The organism is Alteromonas hispanica, from assembly GCF_010500915.1.
Taxonomy (GTDB): Bacteria; Pseudomonadota; Gammaproteobacteria; order Enterobacterales; family Alteromonadaceae; genus Alteromonas; species Alteromonas hispanica.
This window is the reverse complement of the sequence record NZ_JAAAWP010000001.1, coordinates 15585-33410: the sequence shown is the minus strand read 5'-3', so window position 1 is coordinate 33410 and position 17826 is coordinate 15585. Positions and strand designations below refer to the sequence as shown.

The following is a 17826-nucleotide window of genomic DNA, read 5'->3' as shown; positions in this document are numbered from 1 at the left end:
ATGGCATGGGACCCTCTCCATGACAAAGTAAAGCACCATTTAGAAACGATTTACGCCGATGTGTCGCTAGATGTGTCTTATGACACCCTAGCAACACAGCTATTAGCTGCAATTGGCATTGCGTCGAGTGAAGATATTGCTTCCCCAAAATCACATTACAACTATTGGGATGAGCAGGACATTATTATGATTACCTACGGAGACAGCGTTATTCGAGAGAATGAACGTCCCTTGGTAACGCTAAACAACTTTTTGCATCAATACTGCAAAAATACCGTTAATAATGTGCATATTCTGCCGTTTTTTCCCTACAGTTCCGATGACGGTTTTTCGGTAATCGACTATTCCACCGTGAATGAGTCTTTGGGATCGTGGGATGATATAGAGGCAATAGCAAAAGACTATGGGCTAATGACAGACTTGGTGATTAACCATTGTTCCGCAAGAAGCATATGGTTTGATAACTTCATCAAGAGCGAAGGTCCTGGGTCCGACTTTTTCTTTACCGCTGATCCAAGCGACGATCTCTCTATGGTTACGCGACCTCGTGTGTCGCCGCTACTGAGAGAAACAGAAACCGCCGACGGTGTAAAACATGTATGGTGTACCTTTAGTCACGACCAAGTCGACTTTGACTTTAGGAACCCCAAAGTGCTGCTTGCTTTTGTCGATATTATTAAACTTTATATCGATAAAGGAACTAAGCTTTTCCGCCTGGATGCCGTGGCATTTCTCTGGAAGATTGTTGGCTCTAATTGTATTAATTTGTCGCAAACCCATGAGGTTGTGCGCTTATTACGTACACTGATTGAACATGTCGATCCCTCAATTATCATAATTACTGAAACCAACATTCCAAACAGAGAGAATTTAACCTATTTCGGTAATGCAAACGAGGCCCATGCGATTTACAACTTCTCACTGCCTCCTTTACTTGTAAATACTTTAGTTACCGGAGACTGTACCTACTTGAAAAGCTGGATGATGAGTATGCCACCAGCGCAAAACGGCACGGCATATTTTAATTTCATTGCTTCTCATGATGGTATTGGCTTACGCCCAGCCGAAGGACTGCTCGACGATGAGGAAATATCTGAGCTAGTGCACACCATGCAAAACTTTGGCGGTAAAATTTCTTGGCGTGCATCCGAACACGGAAAGCAAAAGCCCTATGAGATAAATATCACCTTGTTCGATGCCTTACAGGGCACAACCAAAGGGCCTGATAAATATCAGGTAGACCGCTTTATTTGCGCCCATGCAATTATGTTGGGAATGGAAGGTATTCCGGGGCTTTATATTCACAGTCTGCTTGGCACATCTAACGACTATGAAAAAGTCGCGAATACCGGCCAAAACCGAAGTATAAACCGACGCCGCTGGGATATCGATGAGTTAGAGGTGTTACTAGACTCACCCCACTCACAGCATCATAAAGTGCTCACGCGTTTGTCGCAGCTGATACGGATCAGAAAAGCGCAGCCTGCTTTTCATCCTAATGCTACTCAATTCACGCTACAACTCGGTAACGAGATATTTGGCTACTGGCGTCAAAGCCTCGATAGAAAGCAAAGCGTCTTTTGTGTAAGCAACATTTGCGATGAAGAAAGAACGATACTATTGTCAGACATTAATTTAATAGGCACCGACAATTGGATAGATTTAGTCACTCGGGATGAAATTTGTCTTTCTAGCGGCTTTATTCAGTTAAAACCCTATCAGACCTTATGGATAAGTAACCAAGACTTTGAATAGGTTCTGCTTATAATGTTTGAAGGCGCGTGAGAAGAGTATATTCACGCGCCTTTTCATCTCCTTTCAACATTCTCGGTTTTATAATCTATGCAACCTATATCCACTTTTATCTTTGATTTAGACGGTACCTTAGTCGATTCTGTGCCCGATTTAGCCATTGCACTTAATGCTGCGCTTGACGATGTAGGTATGCCTACGCACAGCAATTGCGTTATTAGAAACTGGGTAGGAAATGGTGCAAAAGTACTTGTAGAGCGAGGATTAGCAAACGGGGTAAACAATGCTGACACCCCAGACCAACTAAATAGCGAAGAGCTAATAGAACACACTTTTCAGCGCTTTTTATATCACTACGACCGCAACGTTTGTAAAGAGTCTAGTTTATACCCAGGAGTTTACGACACGTTAAAAAGCCTGGCCGCTCGGGGGTTTACTCTTGCTTTGGTTACCAACAAACCCAAAAGGTTTATTGCACCTATTGTTGAGGCACTCAGCATAGACAGCTTTTTTACGCTGTTTATTGGTGGCGATTCACTAAAAGAAAAAAAGCCCTCCCCTTTGCCTCTCAACCATGTGTGTAAAACACTAAACACTGACGCGAGCGAATGCGTTATGGTGGGAGATTCGAAAAACGATATTTTAGCTTCAAAGGCTGCAAATATGCGCAGTGTAGGCCTAACCTATGGCTACAATTATGGAGAGGATATCAGTACTTACCAACCAGACTGGGTGTTTAGCAAGTTTAAAGAAATAGCATCCATTGTGGCTTAAATGCATTAGATTAGTTGAGCCTGCAACACCGTTTCACAATTAAAATGCCTCAGAATTTAAAACTTCATCGCTTAGAACATAATTCGTACAACAAAGATCAACACGCGGTAATAGAGACATTACCCTTTGGTAAAATATACTTTTTTCTGTACTATCCGCCTGTTAAATAATTCAGGGAGTTACGGGTATGTCGACAAGCTGGCTTTCTTTGGAAGACGCACTGATAAAAGCGCGAGCAACAGCTCACGCAGTGAGCGACGTTGAATATGTCAGCTTAGCAAAAGCTCACCGCAGAGTGGTTGTTGAAGATATTATTGCCTCGACAAACGTGCCACCATGGGATAACTCGTCTATGGACGGCTATGCTATTCATGTCACTGCCGAATCCAGCTCCTTAGCTAATGACAATACCAAAGCAACGGATTCTTCCGGTAAAACTTTCACCGTGCAGGGTGTTATTACCGCGGGTGACAGAGCCACGACACCTCTTCATTCAGAACATGCTTATAAAATCATGACAGGTGCACCTATTCCTCAGGGTGCAAACGCCGTGGTGATGTTAGAAAATACTAGCTCTAGCGATACAAATACAGTGACTGTCCATACCCTCCCTACTGCTGGTGAAAATATTCGTGTGAAAGCCAATGATATTGCCAGCGGAGAGGTACTTATCAGAAAAGGAACGTTACTTAGGGCTGAGCACCTAATGCTATTGTCGTCTCAAGGATTAAACACGCTACCTGTTTACAGAAAGCTTCGCGCTGGCATTGTGGCCACGGGCAATGAATTAGCAGCACCCGGTGAAGCATGCAGCGACACGCAAATTTTTGAATCGAACCGTGCGGGTATCAGTGCCATTGTCGAGGACGAAAATGTCGAGATTATCGATTTTGGCATAGTGAAAGACGATAAAGCCTCGCTGTCAGACTTATTTCATCAAGCGTCTAACACCGTTGATATCATGATAAGTAGTGGTGGCGTGTCTGTTGGTGATGCCGACTATGTTAAAGACGTCATTGATTCAATGGGCAGCATCGATTTTTGGAAGATCGCAGTTAAACCCGGTAAACCTTTTGCGCTAGGTAAACTTGATGACACTGTATTTTGCGGGCTTCCAGGCAATCCGGTTTCTTCATTCGTCACCGCCAAACTACTGGTATTGCCTATAATTCGCAAAATGCAGGGCCGACAAGATGACCTAGGTCTATTCACTGTTACAGCCACATTGACGAAAGACATCAAGCGTCGTCCAGGCCGCCGTGATTTCCAGCGTGCGCTAATGAGCACTGATACACAAGGCAACCTTGTTGTTACACCGTTAAAAAACCAAAGCTCGGGAGTGATGACCTCTATCACCTCAGCGAATTGTTTTATGGTAGTGCATGAAGAACTCGCTGAGCTGAACAAAGGTGACGCTATTCCCGTTATTCCTTTTACATAGAGCATGTGGCGCTATTTTTGAAATGGCTGAGTCAGACACTGATGGCCAGAGACCAAGCGCCACAGCGCTGCGTTATGATAATTTCGTTGACCATACGTTTGCCATGTTGAGCTTTCATAAAACAAATAAGAGAAACTATACCTGTGATAAAACAACGCTTTTTTATTGAAGCCAGAGATGTATTAAAACTCGCGTGGCCGCTGCTTATTGCGCAAATAACCCAAATGTTAATGGGTGTAAGCGACACAATTATGGCAGGGCGATACAGTGCAACCGACATGGCCGCGGTAGCGCTAGGCTTTAGTATTACCATTCCTCTTCTGTGTTTTATACAGGGTATCGCCCTTGCTCTACCCCCTATAATTTCTCGGCTTCATGGCAACAAAAATATCTCAGGCATAGCCAATGCAAGTCAGCAAGCAGGCTACTTAGTACTGTTCGTTGGTTTGCTTATTGCCGCACTTGTGCCCTTTACTGAGGCCATAGTCTCGTTGTTTCCGATGGCACCTGAATTACACACGATCACCGTCGACTACGTTATCTATGTATTTATCGCAATGCCAGGCTTTGCCATATATCAGTGGTTGAGAAACTATTGCGAGGGGTTGGGGAAAACTAAACCTACGATGATCATTACAGTCATTGGTTTGATGGCAAATGTGGTCGGTAACTACCTGTTTATTTATGGGGTGGGTCCCCTTCCCGCCATGGGGGGCGCAGGGTGCGGTGTTGCTACTGCCCTTGTGATTTATACCATGCTCGTAGCCACTATCATTTACGTAAAGTTTGCACCGGCGCTAGCAAAATACGCTCTGTTTACTTATTGGTATCGCCCAGACTTAAAAGTCATTGGTAGAACCTTCGCTATGGGACTTCCCATCGCGATGACCATATTGTTTGAAGTGACACTGTTTTCTGCAGTAGCGCTGCTTATCGCTCCCTTTGGTGCAAATGTGGTTGCAGCTCATCAAGTGGCACTGAACTTTTCAGCCCTAATGTTTATGTTTCCTATGAGCATTGGTATGGCAGTGGCTATTCGTATTGGCTATCGCATCGGGCAAAACAATATACGCCAAGCAAAAATAGCTGCGCGAAGTGCTATTTTAATTGGCTTTGTTACCTCTGCATGCACTGCTACTTTTACCCTAGTGGCTAAGGGGTTTATTATCGGGCTGTATACAAACGACAGCGAGGTTTACGCCCTTGCCAATGCGCTACTTATCTATGCAGCACTTTTTCAGCTATCTGATGCAGTGCAGGTTATATCTGCCAATGCGCTTAGAGGTTATAAAGACACTACCGCCATGTTCCTAATCACGTTTGTATCATATTGGCTTATTGGCTTGCCCACAGGCGTTGTTTTGGGAAGAACATCGTGGCTTACCGCTGAGCCGATGGCAGCTGCCGGCTTTTGGATTGGATTTATTGTGGGGCTAAGTGCAGCAGCTGTGCTACTTGGTGCAAGACTACTTTATATTCAACGAAAAACCGCCGTGTTAAAAGCGTAATTGTACTTACAAGCTAGCCCTCTTTTTATCGAGGGCGTTTTGTTTATTTCTTAGCTAGCGAGAACGGCTTAATCCTTTTATAGCGTCTGTTAGTCCTTCGAGCGTTAGCGCATACATTTTATCTTCCATAATCTCTCTCATTATTTTAATGGAAGAATAGTATGGCCAATAGTTTTCGGCCTGTGGGTTCAGCCACACCGCGTTACTAAAGTGATTAAGCAGCCGCTGCATCCATACACTGCCCGCCTCTTCATTCCAGTGCTCTACGCTTCCACCCGGATAGGTAATTTCATAGGGCCCCATGGTGGCGTCGCCAACAAAGATAACTTTGTAATCTTTGCCGTAGCGATGAATGATATCCCAAATGGGAATGCGCTCCTTATTGCGTCTAAGGTTGTCTTTCCATACTTCCTCGTATACACAATTGTGAAAGTAAAAATACTCTAAATACTTAAACTCTGACTGTACGGCGGAAAAAAGCTCCTGCGTAGTTTTAACGTGTGGGTCCATTGAGCCCCCCACATCAAAAAACATCAGCACCTTTACCGCGTTGTGACGCTCTGGCGCCATGTGAATATCTAGCATGCCACCTTTTTTAGCGGTCTCGCCTATGGTAGTTCTCACGTCAAGCTCTTCACTGGCGCCAGTTCGAGCAAACTTTCTCAATTTCCGCAATGCAACTTTTATGTTGCGGGTGCCTAACTCCACATCGGAAGAGAGATTTCTAAACTCTCGCTTATCCCACACTTTGGCGGCAGAAAACTTTCTATTTCCTTTTTGACCAATGCGAACCCCTTCAGGGTTATCTCCATAAGCACCAAAGGGCGAAGTCCCCCCTGTGCCTATCCATTTATTACCGCCTTGGTGACGTTTTTCTTGCTCTTCCAGCCGCTTTTTAAGAGTTTCCATAAGCTCATCAAGCCCACCGGCTTTGCGCAGCGCCTCGCGCTCCTCTGGGCTTAAGTTCTTTTCAAGTTCTTTGCGCAACCACTCTTCAGGGATTTCCTTTCCGAACAGATCGATAGATTCAACACCTTCAAAATAATGTGCAAAGGCGCGATCAAACTTATCATATTGAGTTTCATCTTTAACCATTATGGTGCGAGACAGGCTATAAAAGCCCTCTATGTCTGCATAAACCACATGCTTTTCTAATGCGCGCAACAAATCAAGCAACTCACGAAGAGTGGTTTTTACTTGATACTTTCTCAGCGTGAAAAAAAACTCAATAAGCATTAGCGTCTCGCCATAAAGACCAGTTTTTCAAAAAGATGAATATCTTGCTCGTTTTTGAGTAATGCCCCGTATAGTGGTGGGATTGAAGCCTTACCGTCTTTGTTGTGAAGCGCCTCTGGTGGAATGTCTTCTGCGACTAGCAGTTTCAACCAATCAATCAACTCAGACGTCGACGGTTTTTTCTTAAGCCCCGGCACGTCACGTAGATTAAAGAATGCAGACAGTGCTTCGTCTAACAAGTTTTTCTTAAGGTCGGGAAAATGCACATTAACAATTTCTCGCATGTCGTCTGGCGTAGGAAACTGAATGTAGTGGAAGAAACAACGGCGCAAGAATGCATCTGGCAGCTCTTTTTCATTATTCGACGTAATAATCACAATGGGACGCTGAGCGGCAACGACTCGCTCTTGGGTTTCATAAACGAAAAATTCCATTTTATCGAGTTCAAGCAATAAATCGTTTGGAAACTCGATATCGGCTTTGTCTATCTCGTCAATAAGTAACACCGGGCGTTTTTCTGCGCTAAACGCTTCCCACAGTTTCCCCTTTACAATGTAGTTACCGATATCGTGCACTCTATCATCGCCTAGCTGCGAATCTCTAAGACGAGACACCGCATCGTATTCGTATAAGCCTTGCTGCGCTTTCGTGGTTGATTTAATGTGCCATTGAATTAGTTCGGTACCTAAACTGTCGGCAAGCTCCTCGGCAAGCATGGTTTTACCCGTGCCCGGCTCACCCTTTATAAGTAGAGGCCGCTCTAGTGTGATTGCCGCATTAACAGCGAGCTGTAGGTCTTTGGTTGCGATGTAATTAGACGTGCCGCTAAAAGCCATTCTTCTTATACTCCGTTTAATTCTTCGTCTTCATGTAATTTAACAATAACATATAGCTAAAAAACACTTTGCATTTTTACTTTTGGGACCAATCATATAGGGGTATAAAGAAATCCCCAAATTCAGGCTATGAATTATTAACTATTATATTGGCCGTACAGATCACGACTTTTGGGGTTTGCTTGTGAATCAGGAACGAGTTAAGGATAAAAGATGAACGTATTTGACGACAATTCCCTAGCGATTGGCCGTACGCCACTAGTGAAACTAAATCGCGTTACCTCTGGTAATGTGTACGCAAAAATAGAGTCTCGCAACCCAAGTTTCAGCGTTAAGTGCCGTATTGGTGCAAACATGGTCTGGGATGCAGAAGAGCGCGGTGTTCTGACAAAGGGTAAAGAGATTGTAGAGCCTACAAGTGGTAATACGGGTATTGCCTTAGCGTTCGTTGCTGCTTCACGTGGTTACAAAATAACGCTAACTATGCCAAGTAGTATGAGCTTAGAACGCCGTAAACTGCTTAAAGCATTAGGCGCAAATCTAGTGCTAACAGAGGCTCCTAAAGGAATGAAAGGCGCAGTGGCCGCAGCACAAGAAATCGTCAACTCTGATCCTGAAAAGTATGTACTGCTTCAGCAGTTTGACAACCCTGCTAACCCGGCTATCCACGAAAAGACCACAGGCCCTGAAATTTGGGAAGACACCGACGGTAAAGTTGATGCATTCGTAGCGGGTGTGGGTACAGGCGGTACCATTACAGGTGTAAGCCGTTACCTTAAAAACACCAAGGGCAAAGCTATTACGTCTGTAGCGGTTGAGCCAACTGATTCGCCGGTAATCACACAAGCATTAGCGGGTGAAGAATTAACTCCTGGTCCACATAAAATTCAGGGTATTGGTGCTGGGTTTATTCCTGGAAACCTTGACTTAGACCTTATCGACGAAGTTGAGCAAGTCTCTAACGAAGACTGCATGGACATGGCACGCAAGCTAATGACAGAAGAAGGTATTCTTGCAGGTATTTCCTCTGGTGCAGCGGTTGTAGCAGCGAAGCGTTTTGCTGAACGTCCGGAAAACAAAGATAAGATTGTTGTTGTTCTTCTTGCTAGCGGTACAGAGCGTTACTTAAGTAGCCCAATGTTTGCTGGTGCGTTCGACGAACAGGAAGAAGTTCAATAGTTGAACGTTAGACTAAAAACGTTACGCGTACAGTAAAATGCTGTAATAGCGCACTGAAAAGCGAGGAAGACTATATTTAGTCCCTCGCTTTTTTTTTGTATTAAAAATTGACGTTTACATTACGGATAGCTGCACATTATTTGCTACCCTGTTACCCTTAGCACTTAATTAGTAGTACTTAGTTATTAGTCCTTAGTTATTAGTACTTAATCATCGTTACAATACGACAGAACAATAAAAATATAGGTCAATAAAGAACTGGCATAGTTCGTCATTAAACACATATTTGCCCTTTAACCTTTTTCGCCTCAGGAGGCTTGTAAAATGAACGCCCATAAGTTGTATACCTTGTTTGGTCTTATCTCCCTACTATTGCTCAGTGCATGTGGAGAAAAAGAAAAAGGTATTGGTCGTTACGGCATGCTTGACGAGAGTACACCAGAATACACAACTGTTGTTTTTCTAAACAGTGTTTACGAAGACGATAATTTAGATAGAGCAATTTCTTTATCTAGCGAAAAGATGACGCGAATACTAAAACGCTACCATACCAACAAAAATGTACAGCGCCATTTACTCAACTTGAAGTACGACACCGTTACGGTGACACCTCAAACAGCAGGCAAAATAGGCAGAACTGAATTTGCCGAAAAATCGACCATCACTGTATTTTTAAGCGGAATGTATGGTGAAGACAAAATAGAAGACTTACGCAGCCTCGACCTTATCAAAGAAGATGGTGATTGGAAGGTGAACAAGATTCACCCTGATACCTACTTATAGCCTCGCTTTATATCATAGCCAGAATAATAGCCTGAAATCATAGCAAACTGGGGTGGCGACGTATTAACAACCACCCGCTTGCCAACTCACTAGTTAATCGGCCACTGGTTTATTTGATTAGCACAAGAGACGTTTGTGGTGCGGTGAGAAACCTAGCGCCCTGTTCAGTGATGACTACCATATCTTCTACTGAAATTGTCTTAGTCTTTTGAACGTTGGTTTTTTCGTTGCCCGCGCTATGGCTGTCTGTTTCAACTTCTGTAGCCTTATCTCCCTCATCTGGGTTATAAGGCCAACTGAAAAAGCCATCAAAGGCAAAAGTCATATGTGTATCCAGAAGTTTGTCTGATGCAGGCCGAACGCCTAAGTTGGGGCCTACATCATGAGCAACGTAGCCAACTGGATGTCCCGTACTCCACATCACGGGTAATGAGCCATTTTTCTGCATGACTGCAAGCTGCGCTTTGTGAACTTCGTTACCCGACACTCCCGGTTTCATTGTGTTAAATGCTGCGTTGCGTCCTGCTATCGCGCTTTCCCACGCATGCTGCATAAATTGAGGCGCCGCTTGCTCGTCAGTGTTGAGTACGTAAGCGAAGCGTTGAACATCTGTCACCCATTGTTCAAAAACGCGAATACCAAAATCTATTTGGATAACATCTCCGCCCTGTATAACTCGCTCTGTAGGATGAGAATGACCACGATCGGGCCCAGAATTCACTGCTGGATTCTGACTTTCCGCCCATCCATCGGTGACACCAGCCTCTGCCATTTTTTGTTTTAAGAAACCGGCAATGTCTTTATCTGTCGTTATTCCGGGTTTAACCATTTGGTAAGCTTCATATTCCCACCGTGAGGTAATAGCAGCCGCTTTTTCCATAATATCTACCTCTTCGGGAAGTTTGCGAGCTAGCCAGTAATAAATTACGTCTTCAGCAGAAACCAATGAGACATCACGGTTTTTAAATGCCTTCTCAAGCATGAGATATTGAGAGTGGCTCAAGCCATCTGCAAGAGGATTAACGGTGAAACTGTTTATGCCAACCCGCCCTTTTATTGGTTGCTTAGCCATCCAAGTGGCTGCTGCGTTAACCGCACTTTCACCTTTTGCAACATCAACCACATAGTCGAACGTGCCAAGCTCTTTTAGTGCCGTAGACTCACTTGTAGGTGAGAATATTCGCGAACTAATAGCGTTTGCACTCTTGGGCGGGGCTTCCTCGGCAACGTCTTCTTCTAGACTGAATAAAATGACCGCAGTGTCCCCAGCATTCTCGCAACCTACGTGGTTCGCTAAGGGGTCATTATTATTCTCACGGCACACAATTAGCCAATAACGTAAGTCAGCATTTTTCATTGCTAAAGGTAGCAGTGTTTTAATTCGCTTTTTTCTAATTTCACCCCATGGTGATGGCGAATTAAAGTACGCGATATACTCGTTTATCGTCTTTAAATCGGGAATTCGGTTTTCAGTGTTTGCTGTTGTTTCAAGTGGTTCAGTCAACGGTTGCCTGCTGCTCTGTGATAAGTCACTGTCGACATTTGCCAGAGCAACTTGCGCATTGAAGGCACTGACGCCAACCACAACAATCTGTGAAAGGAACATAAAACGTGAGCGTGTTGTCATTCTTCTATTCTCTTTTTTCTTTTTAGATGTTCAATTTTAAAACTCTATCATCCATTCGTATTGTGGCACCACATTACTTGCTACCGAGAAATAATAAGAAAAATACCAAGAAAAATGAGAGTATTTTCCGTGCAATGAATAAACATATTCTTTTCTTGGTTTGCGACAATATACCTGAGACAATGTCGTCTTAATTATATAAGCGAAATCTCTATGAAACTTTTAGTTCGCAATCTTGCGAGAACAACGACACAAGACGAAATACTTTCTCTTTTTTCTGCCCACGGTAAAGTGGACGAATGCAGCCTAGTGCTAGATAAAAAAACGGGTCAATCTAAAGGCTTTGCCTTTGTAGAAATGAACAATACTGATGATGCGCAAAAGGCCCTGAAAAGCTTACACCACGCCACTGTAGCCAATAACAAAATTAGAGTTAAGCTGGCGCAAGACTAGAGCGCTTGTAACAGTTCCTTACTGGCACACGTCTTTTAAGTAACTACACTAAAGCGCTACTGTTTTTTCACCGAACTGGCTAGCATAACCGCCAACAGAAACTGTCCAGCCGTGACTGCTACTCGATAAGCCATTGTTTGTCGCTGTAACCACAGTCGCAGTAATTGCTGAGGGGCAGTTCATTGCCCGGCCTTGTTCAAACTCAAAATTAAACGTTATAGCAGAGTCAGTCCCCTTTTTACCCAATGCACTGTGCTGAGAGTGTGTATTACGCTGCCCAGTGCTATTTCCGGTGCGACTTACAGCGCTGTGCCCAGTATCATGCTTAGCGAGATAGCACGCCAATGCACCACTGGCACTTCCGGTAGCCGACTCTTCAGTAATGCCAAGTAACGGGGCAAAGTTTCTGCAGCTTGCCGTTATCGTATTATCACTTTCACGCAGTTCAAAGGCGTGAATGCCAACAGCATTATGCGCCTTACAAAATTCACTAGTTTTCGTGCTATCAAGCTGTATCTTGTCTAAATACCCCATTGGCACAGGCACGATAATATCAGGCAGTCCCGTACAGACTATCTCAATTGGAAGTTCTGTTTGGGCAAGCACTTGTGGCGCAATACCGATAAGGCCAGAAATTGCTTCGCAGGGTAGCTCTCCAAGAAACTCTGGTGCTTTTTGCTTCATTTCAACATGCCCGTTCGACATTATGGAAACACCTAGCAGACCCGCTTTTGTTTTTTGCACATAGCTTCCAGGTTGAAACACCCCTTGATGAAATAGGGTTGAAAATGCTGCTAGTGCAGCGTGACCACAAAAATCGACCTCTTCGGTAACAGTAAAAAACGACACTTCGGCATCCATATCGACATCGGTATTGGCATTCTCGACTGCACTTCTACGAGTAGCCCCACTAGAACTTTTACTATTTACAATTTTAGAAACAAATGCCGTTTCGGAATAGCCTACCGCTTTGGCTATTGCTAACTTTTCATCATAAGTTAACCCGTCTGCATTTAGCACCACTCCAGCGGGGTTTCCGCCGCCGTTATTCTTAGTAAATGCATTGACCAAAAATACTTTTATTTTCTTCACTCTATTCTTGTCCATTTTCTTTTTATTTATACCTATAAAACAAAAAAGCCGAAGCTGTTTGGCTTCGGCTTTGTCTTGGGTTATAACGCTATTAAAGGCTACTCATACTCTGAACAGAAACAGGCCCAATATTAGCAGCTTCTACTTCTGCTTTTATTTTCTCTGCATCGCCAATAATCAACCATGTTAATTTATCAGGCTGAACCACCTGCTTTGCAGCATCGTTTAAGTCGTCTAGCGACAAGCTATTATACTTCTCCACTAAACTTTCAGGGTAGTCGTAGTCGCGATTAAAGCGACTGCTCGATAGCAAACTGCTAAGCACAGAGCCAGCCGTTTCAAACTGTCCTGGCAACGAACGTACTTGGTCTAATCGTGCGCGCTCTAACTCTAACTCTGTGGGCGGTTTGTCGCCTAAATAGCCATTAAGCTCTTTCTTTAATTCCAGTAGAGATGCACCGGTTTTATCAGTTTGTACAGGTGCATAAACCATATACGGTCTTTGACCTCTTGCTTCTTGTAAGAAAGTGTAGGCGCCATAGGCCCAACCTTTGTCTTCACGCAGATTCATATTCACACGCGCAGTAAAGGCACCACCCAAGGTCTCATTCATCGCCATAATGGCAATGTTATTATCTACTCCGGTAGGCGGTGCTAAATGTGCAGCAAGAATAAGCGATTGTTGAGACCCAGGACGGTCAATAATAATCGCTCTTCCCTTTTCTGGCATGCTTGCCTGGGCAATTTGCTTAGTGCCCTTTTCACCCGATGCCTTCCATTTACCAAACTCTTTTTCAAGCATAGGTTTAATTTCGTCGAGCGTGGTGTCGCCCACTACGAATACCGTGGCATTATCTGGACGTAACCAGGTGTTTTTAAAGTCGACCAGGTCGCTGCGAGTGACCGACTGAACACCTTCAGCAGTTCCAGAACCGGTAAAAGGGATCCCATAAGCGTGATCATCGCCGTAAATAAGCGGTGGTAGCAAGGTAAGGGCAATGCTCACTGGACGTGTTTTCTGCTGCGCAATTTCGCTTAGAATTAGCGCGCGCTGACGTTCAATCTCTTCTTTATCAAAGGTCGGCTTTTTCAAAATATCACCAAACAACGACAAAGAATCGTCCATATTTTCTTTTAACATAGACATACTGACAGTGGTGGTATCAAGGTTAGAACCACTGTTTAGCCTAGTACCTAGCTTTTCAAGCTCCGCCGCTAGCTCTAGTGCATCATAACGGCCAGCGCCTTCATCTAACATGACAGTGGCAAAATTTGCCAGTCCGAGTTTTCCACCCGCATCGGCTGAATAACCTGCGTCAAACTGAACGGCAACATTCACAATGGGTACAGTAGAGCGCTTTGCAAACACCACTTCAATACCATTTGATAAGGTGGTTTTCTCCACATCAGGAAAAGACAATTGAGTTTCCGCAGATATGGCAGGAAGCCCAGAGCTTCTGTCTACCCCTTCAGTACTCGCAGCATGCTCGGCAAAAGGCACAAAGGTAATTTGATGCCATCCATCGCCCAACCATTCGTTAGCCGCAGCTTTAACCTTCTTAGGTGTGGCGCTAGCAAGTTCTTTCAACTCGGTTTTAAAATACGTAGGGTCGCCAGCAATGAATTCACCTGATGCCAGTCTATCAGCTTTACCACCGAAGCCTCCCACTTCTTCAAGCCCACGAATAATTGAAGCACGGCGCTTTGTTGATACCAGCTTTACTTCATCTTTGGTAGGGCCTTTACGCAAAAACTCTTGGATAATTTTATCCATTTCACGCTCTACTTTCTTAACATCTGCGCCTGGTGCTACATCTACGCTAAGACCGAAAATGGACGCAATTTGTAGCTCGTAATTAAACACCGATGCATTTGTTGCGATTTGTTGGTCGTAAACAAGCTCTTTGTACATGCGAGAGTTTTTGCCATCACCTAGCACACTTGCTGCAATAAGCAGATCTGTGGCTTCTGGGCTCATGTTTTCAGGCGAAACCCAAAGGCGTGAGATTCGAGTTTGCGGTACTTTGTCCTGAATAATTTCTCTGGTGTTCGCGGTACGCGTTGGGATCCAAGATTGCCATTTAGACAAAGATGGGCCAGGTTCAATATCACCAAAATACTTATTGACCAGAGGCTTGGCTTCGTCGGCATTAATATCACCACTAAGTACCAAAATCGCGTTGTTCGGACCATAGTATTTATTGAACCACGACTTCACATCGTCTAGTGAAGCGGAGTTCAAATCTTCCATAGAGCCGATAACGTTATGTGAATACGGATGTTCGTTGGGAAACAGTGCTTTAACGGCATGATCTAAGAACGCACCATAGGGCTGGTCTCCACGTTGACGTTTCTCATTTTGAACAACGCCACGCTGCTCATCCAGTTTCTCTTGGGTCACTGCGCCTAGGAGGTGACCCATGCGGTCTGATTCCATCCATAATATACGGTCAAGAGCAGGTGTCGGAACGGTTTGAAAGTAGTTAGTGCGGTCGAAGCTGGTGGTGCCGTTTAGGCCCGTTGCACCGGCTTCTTGTAGCGCACCAAACCACTCGTCATCATAGTTTTCAGTGCCATTGAACATAAGGTGCTCGAAAAGATGAGCAAACCCTGATTTACCTTCAGGCTCATCTTTCGAACCAACCTTATACCATACCGCCACGGCCACAACCGGCGCCTTTCGATCTTCATGAACAATAACGGTAAGGCCGTTGTCCATGGTGAACTTTTCGTAGCTAATATCAATATCGTCATCAGCAACGACCGGTGACATTCCCACTAAGGTGATGGCTACAACGCTAAGACATCGCCTCGTTAAATCTTTAAACACCCGCATAAAATATTGTCCTTATTTTTATGAACGTTCTATGTATATTTGTACTATTTTGTCATCTATTTTCGTTAGCACCGAAACCTAACGCCCATTAATTAGAGACGTTTCCTCTTCAAAGCTAAGAAAGCAGAAGCTCCCCACAATTAAGTTAGCGTTGTGATGACACTAACGCAATGATCACACGCAATAAGAATCGTTACAAAACGTTAAATAACGGAAGAAGCCACTGTACATTTCAACTAGTTTTTAAGCGCTGCTTAGTCGGCTTATTTCTCTTGTGGTATAGAAAAAGGCAATCACGGCACTGAGAATAACAACACCCACTATAGTGTAGAACATCGATACCATAGGGTACTCCAATACAATAATGAGCGTATAGTTAATTGCTGCTGGCACTACAAGTTGGCGTGCTATACCCAAATACATGGGGAACATGGGCTTTTGCATCGCCTGCAGTACCGCCACGCTTTGGAACAAGATTACATAAGCATAGAAAGCTAATGTGTCTATCCTTAAATAAGTAATACCTGTGCTTTGTATGGTTGTATCATCAGTAAATAAGCTCATGGCCAAGGGCGAAAGAAAATACATTACAGGTATTGATACAAAGGCCATAAACAAACCTATTAGTAGCCCTTTGCGATAAGTCTCCGATACTCTGTCGAAATAGTTCAACCCCATGTTTTGCCCAGCAATAGCCATAACTGCACTGTTTAAACCCAAAGCCGGTAACAGCAACACTTGCTCGAGGCGAAGTCCTACAGTGTAGCCAGCAACATGCTCACTACCGAACTGCCCTATAAGAGCCACCGTAATAAACCCGCCCAAAATGATGGTGAGCATATTAAAACTGGCTGGCAGTATCTGCCGTAATAAATCACGCCACCGTGCTTTATCAAAGGTGGGTTTCACAGAGATATTCAACCGTTTCATCAGCACTCGAAACAAATAAAATGCGGTTGCAAACTTGATCACAACAGTTGCGAGGGCAATGCCACTTACGCCTAAATCTAATACAAACGTGAATAGAGGATTGAGCCCGAAATTAGCGACAAAGCCCACCATTAAGGCGTTGCGGTTAGATTTTGTATCACCTAATGCCATGAGTGCACCTGCGGCACCGAAAGACAAAGTAAAACCAAGTGAGCCAGCTAAAGTTACCCATAGATAGTCCATAGCCAGAGGTTCTATATTGGGTTCGGCGCCAAGTAAAACCACTAGAGGGCGAGCAGCAAAGAAGCCAATTACACAAGACAATGCACTAAACGCAATCGCTAAACCACTGACATTATCAAGCCAACCTTTAACCTCATGTGTTTCGCCACGGCCAGCACCAGGCGCTATCATAGCTGAAGCACCAGTTTGAATGCCTATACCAATAGACAGCAGCAAAAAGAAAACGCTAGAGGCAATAGACAGCCCGGCCAACGCATTGTCTGAAAGATAGCCCGCAAACCAAATGTCGGTAAGGTTGTAGAGAGTATTGAAAATCATGCCTGTGGATGCAGGTATAGATAACCGAATCATGTGGCCCACAATTGAGCCTTCGGTTAAAGATGGGTCTGACTTCTTTGCTTCCATTTAGCTACTCCAGCTATGTCGGATAACGCTAGTGACATACCGATTTTTAAGCCCCAAAAAAAAATACTCTCCATAAAAACAACAAAAATCGAACAATAATAAAGACGCATCTGCCCGTCTATACGAGCAAATGCGGTAATAAAAAGCACTTATCAAAGCGCGATTTCTTTCATGGACGTTTTTACGCAGGCGGGAGTTTTAAGTTTAGTTATATAGTAAAGATAAGATATCAATATTATGACGTCATAGCAGAAATTGAGGCTGAATTTTGAGCAGGCGATAAAAGGGTTTAAAGGCAGCACGCCTAAACTTGGAGGTGCTGCCTGTATAATTGGAGGCAAATAGCAGTAACGTTCTGCATTACTTCTGCTGTCTAGCGGCTAACTTCTCTAGTTGTTCATCTGTAGCAGGAAGCTGGTGTTTTTCTTTCCATTCTGAATAAGGCATTTTGTAAACAACCTCTCTAGCAGCTTCGTAATCTACATCAACGCCTTTCTCGCTAGCCGCTGACGAATACCATTTCGCTAAACAGTTACGACAAAAATCAGCCAAAATCATCAAATCGATATTCTGAACGTCTTTATTTTCGTCTAGGTGCTCTACTAAACGACGAAATACGGCAGCTTCTATTTCAGTTTGAGTTTGCTTATCCATTTTTATCCTTTTTTACCTTAACGCTATTTAGGACGGGTCAACCAAAACAAAAAAGGGAGCTAGGCTCCCTTTTTCAG

Annotated in this window: 14 protein-coding genes; 7 read left to right on the top strand and 7 right to left on the bottom strand. The window is 44.0% G+C overall.

The window, feature by feature from the left end; genetic code table 11:
- From GTW09_RS00130 to GTW09_RS00115, 4 genes are all read left to right on the top strand, one after another.
- Positions 1-1755: a sugar phosphorylase gene (locus GTW09_RS00130; RefSeq protein WP_100971916.1), complete on the top strand. Its 1755-nt coding sequence runs from the start codon at positions 1-3 to the stop codon at positions 1753-1755.
- Positions 1756-1842: 87 nt separating this feature from the next.
- Positions 1843-2526 (top strand): phosphoglycolate phosphatase, encoded by a 684-nt coding sequence (locus GTW09_RS00125; RefSeq protein WP_163109059.1) that lies wholly within the window; start codon positions 1843-1845, stop codon positions 2524-2526.
- Positions 2527-2713: 187 nt separating this feature from the next.
- Positions 2714-3967, top strand: a complete 1254-nt coding sequence (gene moeA / locus GTW09_RS00120) for a molybdopterin molybdotransferase MoeA (protein ID WP_163109057.1) — start codon at positions 2714-2716, stop codon at positions 3965-3967.
- Positions 3968-4110: 143 nt separating this feature from the next.
- Positions 4111-5475 carry an MATE family efflux transporter gene (locus GTW09_RS00115; protein ID WP_071981177.1) on the top strand — a complete coding sequence of 455 codons (1365 nt, stop codon included), beginning with the start codon at positions 4111-4113 and terminating at the stop codon, positions 5473-5475.
- Between the two features lie 54 nt (positions 5476-5529).
- Here the strand turns inward: GTW09_RS00115 and GTW09_RS00110 are convergent, their stop codons facing one another.
- Positions 5530-6711, bottom strand: a complete 1182-nt coding sequence (locus GTW09_RS00110; protein WP_071979049.1) for a vWA domain-containing protein — start codon at positions 6709-6711, stop codon at positions 5530-5532.
- Entirely contained in the window at positions 6711-7547 is an 837-nt protein-coding gene (locus GTW09_RS00105; protein WP_071979050.1) for an AAA family ATPase, read from the bottom strand. The genes GTW09_RS00110 and GTW09_RS00105 overlap by 1 nt, the downstream gene beginning before the upstream one ends.
- A 213-nt stretch (positions 7548-7760) precedes the next feature.
- On the opposite strand from GTW09_RS00105, the gene cysK reads away from it, so the two are divergent.
- Complete coding sequence (gene cysK / locus GTW09_RS00100) at positions 7761-8726, top strand: cysteine synthase A (protein WP_071979051.1); 966 nt, start codon at positions 7761-7763, stop codon at positions 8724-8726.
- A gap of 324 nt (positions 8727-9050) precedes the next feature.
- Complete coding sequence (locus GTW09_RS00095; protein ID WP_071979052.1) at positions 9051-9509, top strand: nuclear transport factor 2 family protein; 459 nt, start codon at positions 9051-9053, stop codon at positions 9507-9509.
- Between the two features lie 109 nt (positions 9510-9618).
- Here GTW09_RS00095 and GTW09_RS00090 read toward each other — a convergent pair whose 3' ends face one another.
- Entirely contained in the window at positions 9619-11136 is a 1518-nt protein-coding gene (locus GTW09_RS00090; RefSeq protein WP_239059229.1) for a M24 family metallopeptidase, read from the bottom strand.
- 213 nt (positions 11137-11349) lie between these two features.
- On the opposite strand from GTW09_RS00090, the gene GTW09_RS00085 reads away from it, so the two are divergent.
- Positions 11350-11589 carry an RNA recognition motif domain-containing protein gene (locus GTW09_RS00085; protein WP_163109055.1) on the top strand — a complete coding sequence of 80 codons (240 nt, stop codon included), beginning with the start codon at positions 11350-11352 and terminating at the stop codon, positions 11587-11589.
- A gap of 48 nt (positions 11590-11637) precedes the next feature.
- Here GTW09_RS00085 and GTW09_RS00080 read toward each other — a convergent pair whose 3' ends face one another.
- From GTW09_RS00080 to GTW09_RS00065, 4 genes are all read right to left on the bottom strand, one after another.
- Positions 11638-12696 (bottom strand): PhzF family phenazine biosynthesis protein, encoded by a 1059-nt coding sequence (locus GTW09_RS00080; RefSeq protein ID WP_163109053.1) that lies wholly within the window; start codon positions 12694-12696, stop codon positions 11638-11640.
- 76 nt (positions 12697-12772) lie between these two features.
- A complete protein-coding gene (locus GTW09_RS00075) occupies positions 12773-15517 on the bottom strand; it encodes a M16 family metallopeptidase (RefSeq protein ID WP_163109050.1) in 2745 nt (914 codons plus the stop codon).
- A gap of 243 nt (positions 15518-15760) precedes the next feature.
- Positions 15761-17095, bottom strand: coding sequence for an MATE family efflux transporter (locus GTW09_RS00070; protein ID WP_239059228.1), 1335 nt, complete (start codon positions 17093-17095; stop codon positions 15761-15763).
- A 360-nt stretch (positions 17096-17455) separates the two neighbouring features.
- Positions 17456-17749 (bottom strand): DUF1244 domain-containing protein, encoded by a 294-nt coding sequence (locus GTW09_RS00065; RefSeq protein WP_071979120.1) that lies wholly within the window; start codon positions 17747-17749, stop codon positions 17456-17458.
- Positions 17750-17826 lie beyond the last annotated feature (77 nt).